At 36.9% G+C, this 18,728-nt stretch carries 14 protein-coding genes and 1 other annotated feature; of the genes, 11 read left to right on the top strand and 3 right to left on the bottom strand.

Features of this window, described 5'->3' with window-relative positions; translation table 11 throughout:
• The first annotated feature begins 21 nt into the window (after positions 1–21).
• The 11 genes from rplA to tuf all read left to right on the top strand — a co-directional run bounded on the left by rplA (position 22) and on the right by tuf (position 15,029).
• Complete coding sequence (gene rplA, locus LQ673_RS10470; protein ID WP_037589918.1) at positions 22–714, top strand: 50S ribosomal protein L1; 693 nt, start codon at positions 22–24, stop codon at positions 712–714.
• A gap of 41 nt (positions 715–755) precedes the next feature.
• Positions 756–896: a sequence feature (ribosomal protein L10 leader region), on the top strand.
• A gap of 42 nt (positions 897–938) precedes the next feature.
• The gene (gene rplJ / locus LQ673_RS10465; protein ID WP_025904860.1) at positions 939–1,445 is read left to right on the top strand and encodes a 50S ribosomal protein L10; all 507 of its coding nucleotides are present in this window, start codon (positions 939–941) and stop codon (positions 1,443–1,445) included.
• Positions 1,446–1,485: 40 nt separating this feature from the next.
• Positions 1,486–1,848 (top strand): 50S ribosomal protein L7/L12, encoded by a 363-nt coding sequence (gene rplL, locus LQ673_RS10460; RefSeq protein ID WP_153653597.1) that lies wholly within the window; start codon positions 1,486–1,488, stop codon positions 1,846–1,848.
• A gap of 82 nt (positions 1,849–1,930) precedes the next feature.
• A complete protein-coding gene (locus LQ673_RS10455) occupies positions 1,931–2,539 on the top strand; it encodes a class I SAM-dependent methyltransferase (protein WP_126476318.1) in 609 nt (202 codons plus the stop codon).
• Between the two features lie 206 nt (positions 2,540–2,745).
• Positions 2,746–6,300, top strand: a complete 3,555-nt coding sequence (gene rpoB / locus LQ673_RS10450) for a DNA-directed RNA polymerase subunit beta (RefSeq protein WP_037589920.1) — start codon at positions 2,746–2,748, stop codon at positions 6,298–6,300.
• Positions 6,301–6,400: 100 nt separating this feature from the next.
• Complete coding sequence (gene rpoC / locus LQ673_RS10445) at positions 6,401–10,018, top strand: DNA-directed RNA polymerase subunit beta' (RefSeq protein WP_037589922.1); 3,618 nt, start codon at positions 6,401–6,403, stop codon at positions 10,016–10,018.
• A gap of 135 nt (positions 10,019–10,153) precedes the next feature.
• Positions 10,154–10,408 (top strand): ribosomal L7Ae/L30e/S12e/Gadd45 family protein, encoded by a 255-nt coding sequence (locus LQ673_RS10440; protein ID WP_025904865.1) that lies wholly within the window; start codon positions 10,154–10,156, stop codon positions 10,406–10,408.
• A gap of 91 nt (positions 10,409–10,499) precedes the next feature.
• A complete protein-coding gene (gene rpsL, locus LQ673_RS10435) occupies positions 10,500–10,922 on the top strand; it encodes a 30S ribosomal protein S12 (protein WP_037589923.1) in 423 nt (140 codons plus the stop codon).
• An 85-nt stretch (positions 10,923–11,007) separates the two neighbouring features.
• Positions 11,008–11,478 (top strand): 30S ribosomal protein S7, encoded by a 471-nt coding sequence (gene rpsG / locus LQ673_RS10430; RefSeq protein ID WP_025904867.1) that lies wholly within the window; start codon positions 11,008–11,010, stop codon positions 11,476–11,478.
• A gap of 142 nt (positions 11,479–11,620) precedes the next feature.
• Positions 11,621–13,702, top strand: coding sequence for an elongation factor G (fusA, locus tag LQ673_RS10425; protein ID WP_126476317.1), 2,082 nt, complete (start codon positions 11,621–11,623; stop codon positions 13,700–13,702).
• A gap of 136 nt (positions 13,703–13,838) precedes the next feature.
• On the top strand, positions 13,839–15,029 hold the full coding sequence (tuf, locus tag LQ673_RS10420) for an elongation factor Tu (protein WP_037589925.1): 1,191 nt from the start codon (positions 13,839–13,841) through the stop codon (positions 15,027–15,029).
• Between the two features lie 71 nt (positions 15,030–15,100).
• Here the strand turns inward: tuf and LQ673_RS10415 are convergent, their stop codons facing one another.
• From LQ673_RS10415 to LQ673_RS10405, 3 genes are read right to left on the bottom strand one after another with little or no spacing between them, the layout of a single operon-like run.
• Positions 15,101–16,276 carry a M20 metallopeptidase family protein gene (locus tag LQ673_RS10415; RefSeq protein WP_037589926.1) on the bottom strand — a complete coding sequence of 392 codons (1,176 nt, stop codon included), beginning with the start codon at positions 16,274–16,276 and terminating at the stop codon, positions 15,101–15,103.
• The gene (locus tag LQ673_RS10410; protein WP_025904871.1) at positions 16,260–17,459 is read right to left on the bottom strand and encodes an amidohydrolase; all 1,200 of its coding nucleotides are present in this window, start codon (positions 17,457–17,459) and stop codon (positions 16,260–16,262) included. The genes LQ673_RS10415 and LQ673_RS10410 overlap by 17 nt, the downstream gene beginning before the upstream one ends.
• Before the next feature lie 2 nt (positions 17,460–17,461).
• Positions 17,462–18,631 (bottom strand): amidohydrolase, encoded by a 1,170-nt coding sequence (locus LQ673_RS10405; protein ID WP_159316108.1) that lies wholly within the window; start codon positions 18,629–18,631, stop codon positions 17,462–17,464.
• Between the last annotated feature and the right edge of the window lie 97 nt (positions 18,632–18,728).

Genomic DNA, 18,728 nt, shown 5'->3' with positions numbered 1-18,728 from the left:
CCACTAAAGGAGGAAAACAAAATGGCTAAAAAAGGTAAAAAGTATCAAGAAGCAGTTGCTAAAATCGATCGTACTGCAACATACGCTGTTGAAGAAGCGATTAAATTAGCAAAAGAAACAAGTACTGTTAACTTTGATGCATCTGTAGAAGTTGCATTTCGTTTAGGCATTGATACACGTAAGAATGACCAACAAATCCGTGGTGCTGTAGTATTACCACACGGTACTGGTAAAACACAACGTGTATTAGTATTCGCTAAAGGCGATAAAATCAAAGAAGCAGAAGAAGCTGGAGCAGATTATGTAGGTGAAGAATACATTAACAAAATCAACCAAGGTTGGTTCGACTTTGATGTAATCGTTGCAACACCTGACATGATGGGTGAAGTTGGTAAACTTGGTCGTGTATTAGGACCTAAAGGTTTAATGCCAAACCCTAAAACTGGTACAGTAACAATGGATATCAAAAAAGCAGTAGAAGAAATTAAAGCAGGTAAAGTAGAATACCGTGCTGAAAAATCTGGTATTGTTCATGCATCTATTGGTAAAGTATCATTTGACGAGCAACAATTAGTTGATAACTTCAAAACAATTCAAGATACATTAACTAAAGCTAAACCAGCATCATCTAAAGGTACTTATTTCAAATCTGTTGCTGTTACAACAACAATGGGTCCTGGTATCAAAGTTGATACTTCAAGCTTTAAATTATAATATAAAAATATTGACTTCAACTCCAAAACGCGTTATAGTTTTGGATGTGTAATATTTAACCTAAGACAGTAGGAGTTCAATTTTGAACTTAAAAAGCGATCCTACCGAGGCTTAAATTGACTTGAACGTATAAAATTCAAGCACTTTTTGCCGTGGGTAAAAAGTGCTTTTTTGTTGAGAAACCTCATCATAAAAGCACGGACAATTAATATGGAGGTGTAGAGATGTCTAATTCAAAAATCGTTGAAGCTAAACAACAAAAAGTTGATTTAATTACTGAACAACTTAAAAATTCTGTTTCAACAATTATTGTTGACTACCGTGGTTTAACAGTTGCGCAAGTTACTGAATTACGTAAACAATTACGTGAAGCAGGTATCGAATATAAAGTTTACAAAAACACTTTAGTTCGTCGTGCTGCTGAAGCTGCTGGTATCGAAGGTTTAGAAGAAACATTAACTGGTCCTAACGCAATTGCTTTTTCAAACGAAGAAGTTGTTGAACCAGCTAAAATTCTTGCTGACTTCGCTAAAGAAAACGAAGCGTTAGAAATCAAAGCAGGTGTTATTGAAGGACAAGTTGTATCTGCAGAAGAAGTTAACACTATCGGTTCATTACCATCAAAAGACGGTCTTGTATCAATGTTACTATCTGTATTACAAGCTCCAGTTCGTAACTTTGCTTATGCAGTTAAAGCTGTTGGAGAACAAAAAGAAGAAAGTGCTGAATAATTCAGCAACAAATAAAACTATTTAATGGAGGATATATATCATGTCTAATGAAAAAATTATTGAAGCAATTAAAGAAATGTCAGTATTAGAATTAAATGACTTAGTAAAAGCTATCGAAGAAGAATTTGGTGTAACAGCAGCAGCTCCTGTAGCAGCAGCTGGCGCAGCTGGTGGAGACGCAGCAGCTGAAAAAACTGAATTCGACGTTGAATTAACTTCAGCTGGAGATTCAAAAATTAAAGTTGTTAAAGCGGTTAAAGAAGCAACTGGCTTAGGCTTAAAAGAAGCTAAAGAAATCGTAGACAACGCTCCTAAAGTTGTTAAAGAAGGTTTATCTAAAGAAGACGCTGAAGCTTTAAAAGAAAAATTAGAAGAAGTTGGCGCATCTGTAGAATTAAAATAATCTCTGTATTAAATCAAAAAACCCGTTATTATCATGATAACGGGTTTTTATTTACTCATTTAATCAATAAAGAGGTGGCGTAATGAGTCATTATTTTGATAACGATCCAAACGTGAAGTCGGAACGAGAAAGTTTCGATTATTTTTATCGCGATAACAAACTCTCTCTTCAGACAGATCATGGTGTTTTCTCAAAAGGGAAAATAGACTTTGGGTCTGATTTACTCGTAACAACTTTCTTAAATGCAAATCCCCCTGGTCCTAAAAAGAAAATATTGGATGTGGGTTGTGGTTATGGTCCAATAGGTTTAATGTGTGCGAAAGTACTTCCGCATAGTGAAGTGACAATGGTAGATGTTAATGAACGTGCATTGGATTTGGCAAAAGATAATCAACGATCTAACAACATTCAAAATGCTCAGTTGAAAGTAAGTAACTGTTTAGATGATGTATTAGATTTAGAATTTGATTTTGTATTAACAAACCCTCCAATTAGAGCAGGGAAGGAAATTGTTCATAAAATTCTTGAGCAAAGCATCGAAGTATTATCGAGTGGTGGACAGCTATTAGTTGTAATTCAGAAGAAGCAAGGTATGCCTTCTGCAAAGAAAAAAATGCAAGATGTTTTTGGTAATGCAGAAATAATCGAAAAAAGCAAGGGTTATTACATTTTAAAAAGTGTAAAAGCTTGATTTTGGTGTTTTGTTCTGATATAGTAATAGAATGTTAAAAATTATATTCAATAAGTGTGTACTTTTGCGTCGCCCTTAATTGAATGTTAGGAATAAGTCGTACGAAATAGAAAATGGAATCATTGACTTTCCGTTTTCTTTTTGTCTTATTATATTTATTTTGTAAGGCGCAAAGTTATATTCACAATATTTGAGGGGTGAATCTGTTGACAGGTCAACTTATCCAGTATGGAAGACATCGTGTTCGTAGAAGTTATGCGAGAATTTCCGAGATTTTAGAACTACCTAACTTAATAGAGATTCAAACGAAATCATATGAATGGTTTCTAAAAGAAGGTTTACTAGAAATGTTCCGCGACATTTCTCCAATTGATGATTTTACAGGTAACCTTTCTTTAGAGTTCGTAGATTACCGTCTAGGTGAACCAAAGTATGATTTAGAAGAATCTAAAAACCGTGATGCAACATATGCAGCACCATTACGCGTTAAAGTCCGTTTAATTAACAAAGAAACAGGCGAAGTGAAAGATCAAGAAGTATTCATGGGTGATTTCCCATTAATGACTGACACTGGTACTTTTGTAATTAACGGTGCAGAACGTGTTATTGTATCTCAACTTGTACGTTCACCATCCGTTTACTTCAACGAAAAAGTTGATAAAAACGGTAAAGTGAGTTTTGGAACTACTGTAATTCCTAACCGTGGTGCATGGTTAGAGTATGAAACAGATGCTAAAGATGTTCCTTACGTAAGAATAGACAGAACACGTAAATTACCAATTACAGTATTAATCCGTGCTTTAGGATTCTCATCAGATCAAGAAATCATTGATTTACTTGGCGACAATGAGTATTTAAGAAATGCATTAGACAAAGATAATACTGAAACAACAGACCAAGCATTGCTTGAAATTTATGAGCGTTTACGTCCGGGAGAACCACCAACAGTAGAGAACGCTAAAAGTCTATTATATTCACGTTTCTTTGACCCAAAACGTTATGATTTAGCGGCAGTAGGTCGTTACAAAATGAATAAAAAATTACATCTTAAACATCGTTTATTCAACCAAACTTTAGCTGAGCCTATCGTTGACGTTGAAACAGGTGAAATTGCGGCTGAAGAAGGTACTGTTTTAGACCGTCGTAATTTAGATAAAATCATCGATGTTTTAGAATCAAACGCTAATATTCATGTTTATGAACTTAATAGTGGTGTATTAGATGAGCCAGTAGAAGTTCAAACAGTTAAAATTTATATTCCTGGTGATGAAGAAAAACGTACGACAACAGTGATTGGTAATGCATTCCCTGATGAAGCAGTGAAATGTATTACACCAGCAGATATTATTTCTTCACTATCATATTTCTTCAACTTGTTACATGGTGTAGGTTACACAGATGACATCGACCATTTAGGTAATCGTCGTCTACGTTCAGTAGGAGAATTACTACAGAACCAATTCAGAATTGGTTTATCACGTATGGAACGTGTTGTACGTGAACGTATGTCAATTCAAGACACTGATTCAATCACACCTCAACAATTAATTAATATTCGTCCAGTAATTGCATCTATTAAAGAATTCTTTGGTAGCTCTCAATTATCTCAATTCATGGACCAAGCAAACCCATTAGCAGAGTTGACGCATAAACGTCGTCTATCAGCATTAGGACCGGGTGGTTTAACTCGTGAACGTGCTGGTATGGAAGTACGTGACGTTCACTACTCTCACTATGGTCGTATGTGTCCAATTGAAACGCCTGAGGGACCAAACATTGGTTTAATCAACTCATTATCAAGTTATGCAAGAGTTAATGAATTTGGTTTCATTGAAACACCTTATCGTAAGGTAAACATCGAAACAAACCAAGTTACTGACAGAATTGACTACTTAACAGCTGATGAAGAAGACAGCTATGTAGTTGCGCAAGCAAACTCTGTACTTGATGAAACAGGTAAATTCGTAGATGACGAAGTACTTTGTCGTTTCCGTGGGGACAACACTACGAAACCTAAAGAACGTATGGACTACATGGATGTATCTCCTAAACAAGTTGTTTCTGCAGCGACAGCATGTATTCCGTTCTTAGAAAACGATGACTCTAACCGTGCGCTTATGGGTGCGAACATGCAACGTCAAGCGGTACCTTTAATGAACCCAGAAGCACCATTTGTTGGTACTGGTATGGAACACGTAACTGCACGTGATTCAGGTGCAGCAGTAGTTGCTAAGTATAAAGGTAGAGTTGAGCACGTAGAAGCAAAAGAAATCCTTGTTAGACGTATTGTTGAAGAGAACGGTAAAGAGATCGAAACAGAATTAGATCGTTACCCATTATCTAAATTCAAACGTAGTAACTCAGGTACTTGTTACAACCAACGTCCAATCATTGCGAGCGGAGACATTGTTTCTAAAGGTGAAATTTTAGCTGATGGTCCTTCAATGGAACTTGGTGAAATGGCACTTGGACGTAACGTAGTCGTTGGTTTCATGACTTGGGACGGTTATAACTATGAGGATGCTGTAATCATGAGTGAACGTCTTGTTAAAGATGATGTTTATACTTCAATTCACGTTGAAGAATATGAATCAGAAGCTCGTGACACTAAATTAGGACCTGAAGAAATCACACGTGATATTCCTAACGTTTCTGACAATGCGCTTAAGAACTTAGATGATCGTGGTATCGTTTATGTTGGTGCTGAAGTTAAAGACGGAGATATCCTAGTTGGTAAAGTAACGCCTAAAGGTGTAACTGAATTAACAGCTGAAGAAAGATTATTACATGCAATCTTTGGTGAAAAAGCTCGTGAAGTTCGTGATACATCATTACGTGTACCTCATGGTGCAGGTGGTATTGTATTAGATGTTAAAGTATTTAACAGAGAAGAAGGCGATGACTCACTATCTCCAGGTGTAAACCAATTAGTACGTGTATACATCGTTCAAAAACGTAAAATACATGTCGGAGATAAAATGTGTGGTCGTCACGGTAACAAAGGTGTTATCTCACGTATCTTACCTGAAGAAGATATGCCTTACTTACCAGATGGAACACCAATTGACATCATGTTAAACCCATTAGGTGTACCTTCTCGTATGAATATCGGACAAGTATTAGAACTTCATCTTGGAATGGCAGCTAAGAATTTAGGTATTCATGTTGCTTCACCAGTATTTGATGGTGCAAACGATGATGATGTTTGGTCAACTATTGAAGAAGCAGGTATGGCTCGTGATGGTAAAACTGTACTATACGATGGTCGTACTGGTGAACCGTTTGATAACCGTGTATCTGTAGGTGTAATGTACATGCTTAAACTTGCACACATGGTAGACGATAAATTACATGCGCGTTCTACTGGACCATACTCACTTGTTACACAACAACCACTTGGCGGTAAAGCTCAATTTGGTGGACAACGTTTCGGTGAGATGGAAGTATGGGCACTTGAAGCTTACGGTGCAGCATATACTTTACAAGAGATTTTAACTTATAAATCTGATGACACAGTAGGTCGTGTTAAAACTTACGAATCTATCGTAAAAGGAGAAAACATCCCTAAACCAGGTGTTCCTGAATCATTCCGCGTATTAATGAAAGAGTTACAAAGTTTAGGTCTAGACGTTAAAGTTATGGACGAACACGATAACGAAATCGAAATGCGTGATTTAGAAGATGAAGATATGATGGACAAGAAAGTTGATTTAGGTGTTTCACAAGATGCATCAATAGAAGGACAACAAGTAACTGACTAAAAGTTAATAAAGCGCATTTGATTAAACATTTGCGCTTTTCATTTGTTATACATTATCAATCAACCGGCACAACTAATTTAAATTGAAGGAGGTAGGCTCCTTGATTGATGTAAATAATTTCCATTACATGAAAATAGGACTTGCTTCACCTGAAAAGATTCGTTCTTGGTCATTTGGTGAAGTGAAAAAACCAGAAACAATTAACTACCGTACGTTAAAACCTGAAAGAGATGGTTTATTCTGTGAGAAAATTTTTGGTCCAACTAAGGACTGGGAATGTAGTTGTGGTAAATATAAAAGAGTACGCTACAAAGGCATGGTCTGTGACCGTTGTGGTGTAGAGGTTACTAAATCAAAAGTGCGTCGTGAAAGAATGGGGCACATTGAATTAGCAGCTCCAGTTTCACACATTTGGTACTTCAAAGGTATCCCAAGTCGTATGGGACTTTTACTTGATATGTCACCACGTTCACTTGAAGAGGTTATATACTTTGCTTCTTACACTGTAATTGATCCAGGTCCAACTGGATTAGAGAAGAAACAATTATTAACTGAAGGTGAATTCCGTGAGTATTATGATAAATATCCAGGTAAATTCACAGCAAAAATGGGTGCAGAAGCAATCCGTGACTTATTAAGCGATATCGACTTAGATAAAGAATTAAAAGAATTACGTGAAGAATTAGAATCAGCAACAGGACAAAGATTGACAAGAGCAATTAAACGTCTAGAAGTTGTTGAATCATTCCGTCACTCAGGTAATGATCCATCTTGGATGATCTTAGATGTATTACCAATTATTCCACCTGAAATTCGTCCAATGGTTCAATTAGATGGTGGACGTTTCGCAACAAGTGATTTAAATGATTTATACCGTCGTGTTATCAACCGTAATAATCGTTTGAAACGTTTATTAGACTTAGGTGCACCTGGTATTATCGTTCAAAATGAAAAACGTATGTTACAAGAAGCTGTAGATGCTTTAATTGATAATGGTCGTCGTGGTCGTCCAGTAACTGGACCAGGTAACCGTCCATTAAAATCATTGTCACATATGTTAAAAGGTAAACAAGGTCGTTTCCGTCAAAACTTACTTGGTAAACGTGTTGACTATTCAGGTCGTTCAGTTATCGTAGTTGGACCAAACCTTAAAATGTATCAATGTGGTTTACCGAAAGAAATGGCATTAGAATTGTTCAAACCTTTCATTATGAAAGAACTTGTTGAACGTGAAATTGCTACAAACATCAAGAATGCAAAAGGTAAAATAGAAAGAATGGAAGAAGAAGTTTGGGATGTACTAGAAGATGTTATTAAAGAACATCCAGTACTATTAAACCGTGCACCAACACTTCACCGTTTAGGTATTCAAGCATTTGAACCTACACTAGTTGAAGGTCGTGCAATCAGACTTCATCCACTTGTAACAACTGCTTATAACGCTGACTTTGATGGTGACCAAATGGCTGTCCATGTTCCATTATCAAAAGAAGCACAAGCAGAAGCACGTATGTTAATGCTTGCAGCGCAAAACATCTTGAACCCTAAAGATGGTAAACCAGTCGTAACACCTTCTCAAGATATGGTATTAGGTAACTATTACTTAACACTTGAACGTAAAGGGGCTACAGGAGCTGGTGAAATCTTTAGTGAAACAGATGAAGTTATTAAAGCGTATGTAAATGGTTATGTTCATTTACACTCACGTATAGCTGTTCATGCAAGATCATTAAAGAACCCAACATTTACAGAAGAACAAAACAATAAATTACTTATCACATCTGTTGGTAAAGTGATATTCAATGAAATTATGCCGGATTCATTCCCGTATATTAATGAACCAACGAATTTCAATTTAGAAAAATCAACACCTGACAAATACTTTGTATCACCTACTGATATTCCAGAAGGTGGATTAATCGAGTACTTACAAGATGTTGAACTTGTTAAACCATTTAACAAGAAATTCTTAGGTCAAATCATTGCGGAAATCTTTAATAAATTCCACATTACAGATACATCAGTAATGCTTGATAAGATGAAAGATTTAGGATTTAAATACTCATCTAAAGCTGGTATTACAGTTGGGGTTTCTGACATTGTGGTACTTCCTGATAAACAAGAAATTATTGGAGAAGCAGAAGTCAAAGTAGATAAAGTACAGAAACAGTTTAGCCGTGGTTTAATTACTGAAAGCGAACGTTATGCTGCTGTAATTGAAATTTGGACAAAAGCTAAAGATGATATTCAAGCTAAATTAATGATGTCATTAGACAGCTTAAACCCAATCTTCATGATGAGTGACTCTGGTGCCCGTGGTAACGCATCAAACTTCACTCAATTAGCTGGTATGCGTGGTTTGATGGCTAACCCATCTGGTCGAATTATCGAGTTACCTATTAAATCTTCATTCCGTGAAGGTTTAACAGTACTTGAATACTTCATCTCTACTCACGGTGCGCGTAAAGGTCTTGCCGATACAGCACTGAAAACTGCCGATTCAGGTTACTTAACACGTCGTCTAGTTGACGTAGCACAAGATGTTATCGTTAGAGAAGAAGACTGTGGAACTGACCGTGGTTTACTTGTTTCAGATATTAGAGAAGGATCAGAGTTAATCGAACCATTCATTGAACGTATTGAAGGTCGTTACTCTAAAGAAACATTACGTCATCCTGAAACAGATGAAGTAATTATTAAAGTTAATGAATTAATAACTGCAGATATTGCTAAACAAATAGTTGACGCAGGTATTACTGAAATGCATATTCGCTCTGCATTTACATGTAACACTCGTCACGGTGTATGTGAAAAATGTTATGGTAAGAACTTAGCAACTGGTGAACAAGTTGAAGTTGGTGAAGCAGTTGGTACAATTGCTGCACAATCAATCGGTGAACCAGGTACTCAGCTTACAATGCGTACATTCCATACAGGTGGTGTAGCAGGTGCCGATATCACTCAAGGTTTACCTCGTATTCAAGAGCTATTTGAAGCACGTAATCCTAAAGGACAAGCTGTTATTTCTGAAATTAATGGTGAAGTAACTGAAATTACGATCGTTAAAGATCGTCAACAAGAAATTAAAGTTAAAGGCGAAAATGAAATCCGTACTTATAACGCACCAGGTACTGCTCGACTTAAAGTTGAAGAAGGTCAATACGTAGAACGTGGTGAAGTTATGACTGAAGGTTCAATTGAACCTAAAGGATTACTAGCTGTTGCAGGCTTAAATGCAACTCAAAGTTACTTACTAAAAGAAGTACAAAAAGTTTACCGTATGCAAGGTGTTGAAATTTCAGATAAACACGTTGAAGTTATGGTTAGACAAATGCTTCGTAAAGTAAGAATTATTGAAGCAGGAGATACTAAACTATTACCAGGTGCATTAGTTGATATTCATACATTCACTGATGCAAACAGAGAAGTATTTGCGACGCGTAAACGTCCAGCAACTGCTAAACCTGTATTACTTGGTATTACGAAAGCATCTCTTGAGACTGAAAGTTTCTTATCAGCTGCTTCATTCCAAGAAACAACAAGAGTACTTACAGATGCTGCTATTAAAGGTAAGCGTGATGACTTACTTGGACTTAAAGAAAATGTTATCATCGGTAAATTGATCCCTGCCGGAACAGGTATGAGAAGATATACTGGTGTTGACTTTGAAAAAGTTGAAAAAGAAGTAGTACCTGAAGAACAAGTTGTGACTGACTAATATATATGGGCTGTTCTAGGTTCCTAGAACAGCTTGTATTTTATTATAAAAACACTTTAAAAATGATTGACTTTATAACTGTGCAATGTTATTATTGTTAAGGTTGATGAAAGCAGACGCTTTGGAGGATATGAAATGTCTAATGAAAAAGCCTTAAGCTTAAATCAAGACAGTTATGTCATTGGTTTAAAACAGACCACTAAAGCATTATTGAAGCATGATGTACGTCAAGTAATCATTGCTCAAGATGTCAATATTCATATTTTGTCGAAAGTGTTATCGATAGCATTTGAGACAGGCGTTCCGATAAGTTATAGTCCTAGTCGACAAGAACTTGGATCACGCTATGGAATAGAAGTTAATGCGACAGTTGTTGCATTGCTTAAATAAATGTGTAAGCTGTGCTTACTATTTTTATTTGACTTAAAATGAACCACCTGGATGTGTGGAATTAAGAAATGAAGAGAGGAGGACATTAAAGATGCCTACTATTAACCAATTAGTACGTAAACCTCGTACTAGCAAAACACAAAAATCAACTGCACCAGCATTAAACAGAGGTTACAATAGCATGAAGAAAAAAATGACTACTGTATACTCTCCTCAAAAACGTGGTGTATGTACTCGTGTAGGAACTATGACACCTAAAAAACCTAACTCAGCTTTACGTAAATATGCTCGTGTTCGTTTATCAAACAACATCGAAGTAAACGCGTATATCCCTGGTATTGGTCACAACTTACAAGAACACAGTGTTGTACTTATTCGTGGTGGACGTGTAAAAGACTTACCTGGTGTGCGTTACCATATCGTACGTGGTGCTTTAGACACTTCTGGTGTTGACGGTCGTATGCAAAGCCGTTCACTTTATGGTGCTAAAAAACCTAAAGCTGCTAAAAAATAATTTGACATTAAATTTCTGTAAATAACAGTTTTTTAAATGACGATAAATCAATTAAACTTTATAATGAGGAAGGAGGATTACGATTATGCCTCGTAAAGGTCCAGTTGCAAAAAGAGATGTTTTACCAGATCCAATTCACAACTCTAAATTAGTAACAAAATTAATCAACAAAATCATGCTTGATGGTAAACGTGGTACTGCTCAAAGAATTCTTTATTCTGCATTCGAACTTGTTCAAGAACGTTCAGGTAAAGATGCTATGGAAGTATTCGATGAAGCTATCAACAACATCATGCCTGTACTTGAAGTTAAAGCTCGCCGTGTAGGTGGTTCAAACTATCAAGTACCTGTAGAAGTACGTCCAGAACGTCGTACTACTTTAGGTTTACGTTGGTTAGTTAACTACGCGCGTCTTCGTGGTGAAAAAACTATGGAAGAGCGTTTAGCTAATGAAATCTTAGATGCTGCCAATAACACTGGTGGTGCTGTTAAGAAACGTGAAGACACTCACAAAATGGCAGAAGCTAACAAAGCGTTTGCTCATTACCGTTGGTAAGATAGAACTTAGAACCCTAAGCGTTAAAATTATAAAGAGGCTTATTTATAGGTCATCTATAGTTTTTTAAACACTTAGGGTATCAAAGTATCTATATAAACAACAACCAAATATCCAATGTTTTGGAAGGAGTAAGAATACTATGGCAAGAGATTTTTCTTTGAAAAACACTCGTAATATCGGTATCATGGCTCACATCGATGCTGGTAAAACTACTACTACTGAACGTATTCTTTATTACACAGGCCGTATCCATAAAATTGGTGAAACACATGAAGGTGCTTCACAAATGGACTGGATGGAACAAGAGCAAGAGCGTGGTATTACAATCACTTCTGCTGCGACTACTGCACAATGGGATGGTCACCGTGTAAACATCATCGATACACCAGGACACGTAGACTTCACAGTTGAAGTTGAACGTTCATTACGTGTACTTGATGGTGCTGTAACTGTTCTTGATGCGCAATCAGGTGTTGAACCTCAAACTGAAACAGTTTGGCGTCAAGCTACAACTTACGGAGTACCTCGTATTGTATTCATTAATAAAATGGACAAAATGGGTGCTAACTTTGAATATTCAGTTGGTACACTACATGAGCGTTTACAAGCAAATGCTCACCCAATTCAGTTACCAATTGGTGCGGAAGACGATTTCAACGCTATTATTGACTTAGTAGAAATGAAATGTTTCCAATACACTAATGACTTAGGTACTGAAATTGACGAAGTTGAGATCCCAGAATCTCACAAACAACAAGCTGAAGAAGCTCGTGAAGCTTTAATTGAAGCTGTTTCTGAATCAAATGACGAATTAATGGAAAAATACTTAGGTGGAGAAGAAATCACAGTTGATGAGCTTAAAGCGGCTATCCGTCAAGCTACTTGTGACGTTGAATTCTACCCAGTATTATGTGGTACAGCATTCAAAAACAAAGGTGTTCAATTAATGTTGGACGCTGTTATTGACTACTTACCATCACCATTAGATGTTAAACCTATTATCGGACATAGAGCTGATAACGAAGATGAAGAAGTAATTGCTAAACCTGATGACTCAGCGCCATTCGCTGCATTAGCGTTTAAAGTAATGACTGACCCATTCGTAGGTAAATTAACATTCTTCCGTGTTTATTCAGGTACAATGGAATCTGGTTCATACGTAAGAAACTCTACTAAAGGTAAACGTGAACGTGTAGGTCGTATCCTACAAATGCACGCTAACTCTCGTGAAGAGATTTCTACTGTATATTCTGGTGACATTGCAGGTGCTGTTGGTCTTAAAGATACTGGTACTGGTGATACTTTATGTGATGAAAAAGATAACATTATCTTAGAATCAATGGAATTCCCAGAACCTGTTATTCACTTATCTGTTGAGCCTAAATCTAAAGCTGACCAAGATAAAATGACTAACGCATTAGTTAAATTACAAGAAGAAGATCCAACATTCCATGCACACACTGACCATGAAACTGGACAAGTTATCATCGGTGGTATGGGTGAATTACATCTTGATATCTTAGTAGACCGTATGAAACGTGAATTCAAAGTAGAATGTACTGTTGGTGCTCCAATGGTATCTTACCGTGAAACGTTCAAAGAATCTGCACAAGTTCAAGGTAAATTCTCTCGTCAATCAGGTGGACGTGGACAATATGGTGATGTTCATATTGAATTCACACCTAACGAACAAGGTGGCGGCTTCGAATTCGAAAATGCTATCGTCGGTGGTGTAGTTCCTCGTGAATACATTCCATCAGTTGAAGCTGGTCTTAAAGATGCTATGGAAAACGGTGTATTAGCTGGATATCCATTAGTTGACGTTAAAGCTAAACTATATGATGGTTCATATCATGATGTCGATTCATCTGAAATGGCCTTCAAAGTTGCTGCGTCATTAGCACTTAAAGAAGCAGCTAAAAAATGTAACCCTGTAATCTTAGAGCCAATGATGAAAGTTGAAATCGTTATGCCTGAAGAATACATGGGAGACATCATGGGTGACGTAACAAGTCGTCGTGGACGTGTTGAAGGTATGGAAGCACGCGGTAACGCTCAAGTTGTTCGTGCATTTGTTCCACTTTCAGAAATGTTCGGTTACGCTACAAACTTACGTTCTAACACTCAAGGTCGTGGTACTTATACTATGGTATTTGACCACTACGAAGAAGTTCCTAAATCAATTTCTGAAGAAATTATCAAGAAAAACAAAGGTGAATAATACATTCGCTTTAATAAATTGATTTTTTCATCAAAATGATTTATAAATTAACTATAGGTTATCCTCATGATGGTGAGTAACCATCATGAGGCTTAAATAAAAAATAATTTTTAATATGAATAGGAGAGATTTCATAATGGCTAAAGAAAAATTTGATCGCTCAAAAACACATGCCAATATTGGTACTATCGGTCACGTTGACCATGGTAAAACTACTTTAACAGCTGCTATCGCAACTGTATTAGCAAAACGTTCTGGTGACGGAGAAGCTCGTTCTTACGACCAAATCGATAACGCTCCAGAAGAAAAAGAACGTGGTATTACAATCAATACTTCACACATCGAATATGAAACTGAAAAACGTCACTATGCGCACGTTGACTGCCCAGGACACGCTGACTATGTTAAAAACATGATCACTGGTGCTGCTCAAATGGACGGCGGTATCTTAGTAGTATCTGCTGCTGACGGTCCAATGCCTCAAACTCGTGAGCACATTCTTTTATCACGTAACGTAGGTGTTCCTGCATTAGTAGTATTCTTAAACAAAGTTGACATGGTTGACGATGAAGAATTATTAGAATTAGTTGAAATGGAAGTTCGTGACTTATTATCTGAATATGACTTCCCAGGCGACGACGTTCCTGTAATTGCTGGTTCAGCATTAAAAGCATTAGAAGGCGACGAAGCTTACGAAGACAAAATCATGGAATTAATGGAAGCTGTTGATACATTCATTCCAACTCCAGAACGTGACTCTGACAAACCATTCATGATGCCAGTTGAGGACGTATTCTCAATCACTGGTCGTGGTACTGTTGCTACAGGCCGTGTTGAACGTGGTCAAATCACTGTTGGTGAAGAAGTTGAAATCATCGGTTTAACTGAAGAATCTTCTAAAACAACTGTAACTGGTGTTGAAATGTTCCGTAAATTATTAGACTTCGCTGAAGCTGGAGATAACATCGGTGCATTATTACGTGGTGTTGCTCGTGAAGACGTTAACCGTGGTCAAGTATTAGCTAAACCAGGTTCAATCACACCTCACACTAAATTCAAAGCTGAAGTTTATGTATTATCTAAAGACGAAGGTGGACGTCATACTCCATTCTTCACAAACTACCGCCCACAATTCTATTTCCGTACTACTGACGTAACTGGTGTAGTTAACTTACCAGAAGGTACTGAAATGGTTATGCCTGGCGACAACGTTGAAATGGACGTTGAATTAATTTCACCAATCGCTATTGAAGACGGTACTCGTTTCTCAATCCGTGAAGGTGGACGTACAGTTGGATCAGGCGTTGTTACAATCATCGAAGCTTAATTCGATATTGAACAAACTTGATTAAACAAAATAAAAGCCGAGACATTAAGTTGTCTCGGTTTTTTTATTGCTTATTTTTCTAATTCATCACTATGTTCAATAATAGATAAGAATAATTTGACGCTATTTTGTAATGCTTGTTCATCTAAATCGAATTTTGGATGGTGATGCGGATAAGTCGCTTTAAGTGCTTCGTTACCTACACCAGTAAAGAAATATGTTCCTGGAACATGTTGTAAGAAATAACCAACATCTTCGCCACCTAAAGAAGGAGGGAAATCGAAAGCTTCTTCAACTGAATCAATTTCGGATGCAAGTTTTTTAGCCCATTCTGTTTCTTTCTCATGATTTACTACTGGTGGATAGCCATCGTGATATTTCAAATGACATTTAACACCATAACTTGATTCGATACCGTTTAATATACCGTTCAAACGTTCTTTAATTTGATCTTTAACGTATGGTAAATACGTTCTAATAGTGCCTGATAATTGAACCTTATCCGCGATAACATTGAATGCATTACCACCTTTAAATGTACCGAACGTTACGACAGCCGATTCTAATGGATCTACTGTTCTTGAAACGATACTTTGTGCTTGGACAATCAATGAAGATGCAGCAACGATTGGATCTTTAGCTAGTTGAGGCATAGCACCATGTCCGCCTAGTCCTTGTATATCAATTTCAAATGAATCTGCTGCAGCATATGCTGGTCCAGAACAAAATCCAACTTTATTTGCGTCAATATGACTTGCTGTATGTGTTCCGAAGACATAATCCACACCATCGAGTGCACCAGCTTCTACCATCGCTTTAGCGCCACCAGGAAGTGACTCTTCAGCATGTTGATGGATTAACACGACATTCCCATGAATATCTTGCTCGTGCTTTTTAAGTATTTTTGCAGTGATAAGTAAACTTGCTGTATGCGCATCATGACCACAAGCATGCATCACACCATCGACTTTAGATTTATAAGGTACATCTTTCTCGTCTTGAATAGGCAATGCATCAAAATCAGCTCTTAATGCAATCGTTGGGCCTTCATGTCCACCTTTAATATAACCTAATAAGCCATTACCACCGACATCTCTTTTAACTTCAATTCCAAGGTTTTCAAGATAATCAGCTATGTATTTCTTTGTATTTTCTTCTTGAAAAGAAAGTTCGGGATGCTGATGTAAATGTCTTCTAATTTCTATTAATTCATCCATGTATTGATTAACTTCAGTCGTTAATGTCATGAATATCATTCCTTTCCATAAACTTAAATGTTGTGAGTAAGAAGATGCGTACAGCGTTTATTAAGCCTTGCTCATCAATATCAAACTTTGGATGGTGATGAGGGAAGTCAGCTTTGAAATGCTCGTTCCTCGTGCCTGTATAGAAAAATGCACCTGGAACACGCTGTTGATAATAAGAAAAATCTTCTCCACCTAAACTTGCTTCTAATTCTACGAGTTCTTCAACGCTATCAATTTCTTTAGTCGCTTCTAATATAAGATCAGTTTCACGTTCCGTGTTAATGACAGGGGGATACCCCTTACTATATTTCAAGTCGTAAGTAACGTCGGTAGAAGTCGCAATGCCTTCTAATACTTTCTTAAAGCCTTCTATGACACTATTTTGTGTATCTGAGTCGAAAGTTCTAATCGTTCCACCAATTTTGCATGTATCTGGTATGACATTATTCGTTTCTCCAGCATTGAACATTGTAATGGATAAAACGGCAGGAGAGAGTGCACTTGTTTTACGTGAAACAATGTATTGTAAATCGTTACATAATTGTATACCTGCAGCGAGTGGATCAATTAATTGATCTGGATGAGCAGCATGTCCACCTCTACCTTTCAAAGTAATCCAGAAGTCATCCGGAATACCTGTCGTTGTACCGTATTTATAGCCGATTTTACCAACATCTAAATGACTAGATACATGTTGCCCGATAATCGCATCAACGCCTGTTAAACACCCATCAGCAATCATTTGAATAGCACCACCAGGATCGACTTCTTCAGCATGTTGGTGAATAAAGACAACGCGACCATTAATTTCATCTTTATGTTCAGATAAAATTTTCGCAGTCATTAATAATACAGCCGTATGGGCATCGTGACCACAAGCGTGCATGACACCATCAACAGTTGATTTGTAAGGTACTTCCTTTTCATCTTGGATAGGTAATGCATCAAAATCAGCTCTAATCGCTAATGTAGGACCTTCTTTATCTTTGTTTAATGTACCTACAACACCACGTCCTCCAACGCCTTCACGAACGTCAATGCCTAACTCTCTTAAGTAATGTGCAATATAAGCAGGTGTCTTCACTTCTTCAAAAGATAATTCTGGATTCATATGTAAATATCTTCTGATTTCAATCATTTCATCATAATAGTCTTCAACTTTTTGTAATAAAATATTTTTCATTCTTATAGAACACCTTCTATCTCAAGTACTTGAATAAACATTTGTGTCGTCGTCTTCATTGCTTCCTCATCTAAATCAAACATAGGGTGATGATGAGGGGCAGTTGAGCCTTTATCTTCATTACCACTACCTGTTAGGAAGAAACAACCTGGACGATTAAGTAAGTAGTATGAGAAATCTTCACCTATCATCATAGGAGGGATGTCTTCATAAGTTAAATCTAAGCGCTCAGCAGCTTCTTTAACCACTTCATATTGTTCTTCATGGTTGACGACTGTAGGATAGCCTCTACGGTATTCAAAGTCATAAGTCGCGTTATTGGCTAAACAAATTCCTTTTAGGACACGTTCAAGCTCAGCTTCTATTGTGTCTTTAACTTCTGGTTTAAACGTTCTAACAGTACCCGCTAAAGTAGCCGTATCACTTATAACATTAAATGCAGTACCCGCATCTACTTTCCCAACTGTAATCACACCTCGATCTATTGGGTCTAAGTTTCGAGAAATGATTTTTTGGATGCTAGAAATGTATTCAGCAACGATTACAATTGGATCGATTGATGTATGAGGTTTAGCACCGTGACCACCTTTACCTTGAATGGTCACTTCAAAGTAGTCAGGTGATGCCATCATTTCATTAGGACGTGTCTTAATTGAAGATGTTTCATGACCACTCCAAAAATGGTTTCCATAAACTTTATCCACACCTTCTAATGCACCATCATCAACCATTGGGCTAGCACCACCAGGACTTAATTCTTCAGCATATTGAAAAATAAAAACAACATTCCCTTTAAGCAAATGTTGATGTTCATGCAGTATTTCACAGAATGTTAAGAGTGTAGCGGTATGACCGTCATGACCACAAGCATGCATTACACCATCAACAGTCGATTTATAAGGTACGTCTTTTTCATCTTGAATAGGTAAAGCATCAAAGTCAGCGCGAAATGCGATCGTTTGACCAGGTTCATTCCCTTTTAATTTAGCGACAATACCACGTTCCCCGACTGGCGCTTTAATCTCTAATTTATCTAGTTTCTTTAATTCAGATAAAATAAAATCATGAGTTTTTTCCTCATGATAGGATAGTTCAGGATTTTTATGCATATATCTTCTGATGTCTACAAGTCGATCGAATTTTTTATCTACTTCTTCTTTCCAATTAACCATTAATAAACCTTCTTTCAGTTCTTTAAAAATATAATATGATAATTGTAGCAAAATTTATAGAAAATTTAAACAATTCAATTTAAGATGATAACGCTTA

Source organism: Mammaliicoccus sp. O-M54 (genome assembly GCF_022386035.1).
GTDB classification, from domain to species: domain Bacteria; phylum Bacillota; class Bacilli; order Staphylococcales; family Staphylococcaceae; genus Mammaliicoccus; species Mammaliicoccus sciuri_A.
This window is presented reverse-complemented; position numbering and strand designations above follow the sequence as displayed.

What these genes read in the sequence shown, in the direction of transcription:
- rplA (WP_037589918.1), top strand. Translation starts at nt 22, where the DNA reads ATGGCTAAAAAAGGTAAAAAGTATCAAGAAGCAGTTGCTAAAATCGAT.
- rplJ (WP_025904860.1), top strand. Translation starts at nt 939, where the DNA reads ATGTCTAATTCAAAAATCGTTGAAGCTAAACAACAAAAAGTTGATTTA.
- rplL (WP_153653597.1), top strand. Translation starts at nt 1,486, where the DNA reads ATGTCTAATGAAAAAATTATTGAAGCAATTAAAGAAATGTCAGTATTA.
- LQ673_RS10455 (WP_126476318.1), top strand. Translation starts at nt 1,931, where the DNA reads ATGAGTCATTATTTTGATAACGATCCAAACGTGAAGTCGGAACGAGAA.
- LQ673_RS10440 (WP_025904865.1), top strand. Translation starts at nt 10,154, where the DNA reads ATGTCTAATGAAAAAGCCTTAAGCTTAAATCAAGACAGTTATGTCATT.
- rpsL (WP_037589923.1), top strand. Translation starts at nt 10,500, where the DNA reads ATGCCTACTATTAACCAATTAGTACGTAAACCTCGTACTAGCAAAACA.
- rpsG (WP_025904867.1), top strand. Translation starts at nt 11,008, where the DNA reads ATGCCTCGTAAAGGTCCAGTTGCAAAAAGAGATGTTTTACCAGATCCA.
- fusA (WP_126476317.1), top strand. Translation starts at nt 11,621, where the DNA reads ATGGCAAGAGATTTTTCTTTGAAAAACACTCGTAATATCGGTATCATG.
- tuf (WP_037589925.1), top strand. Translation starts at nt 13,839, where the DNA reads ATGGCTAAAGAAAAATTTGATCGCTCAAAAACACATGCCAATATTGGT.
- LQ673_RS10415 (WP_037589926.1), bottom strand. Translation starts at nt 16,276, where the DNA reads ATGACATTAACGACTGAAGTTAATCAATACATGGATGAATTAATAGAA.
- LQ673_RS10410 (WP_025904871.1), bottom strand. Translation starts at nt 17,459, where the DNA reads ATGAAAAATATTTTATTACAAAAAGTTGAAGACTATTATGATGAAATG.
- LQ673_RS10405 (WP_159316108.1), bottom strand. Translation starts at nt 18,631, where the DNA reads ATGGTTAATTGGAAAGAAGAAGTAGATAAAAAATTCGATCGACTTGTA.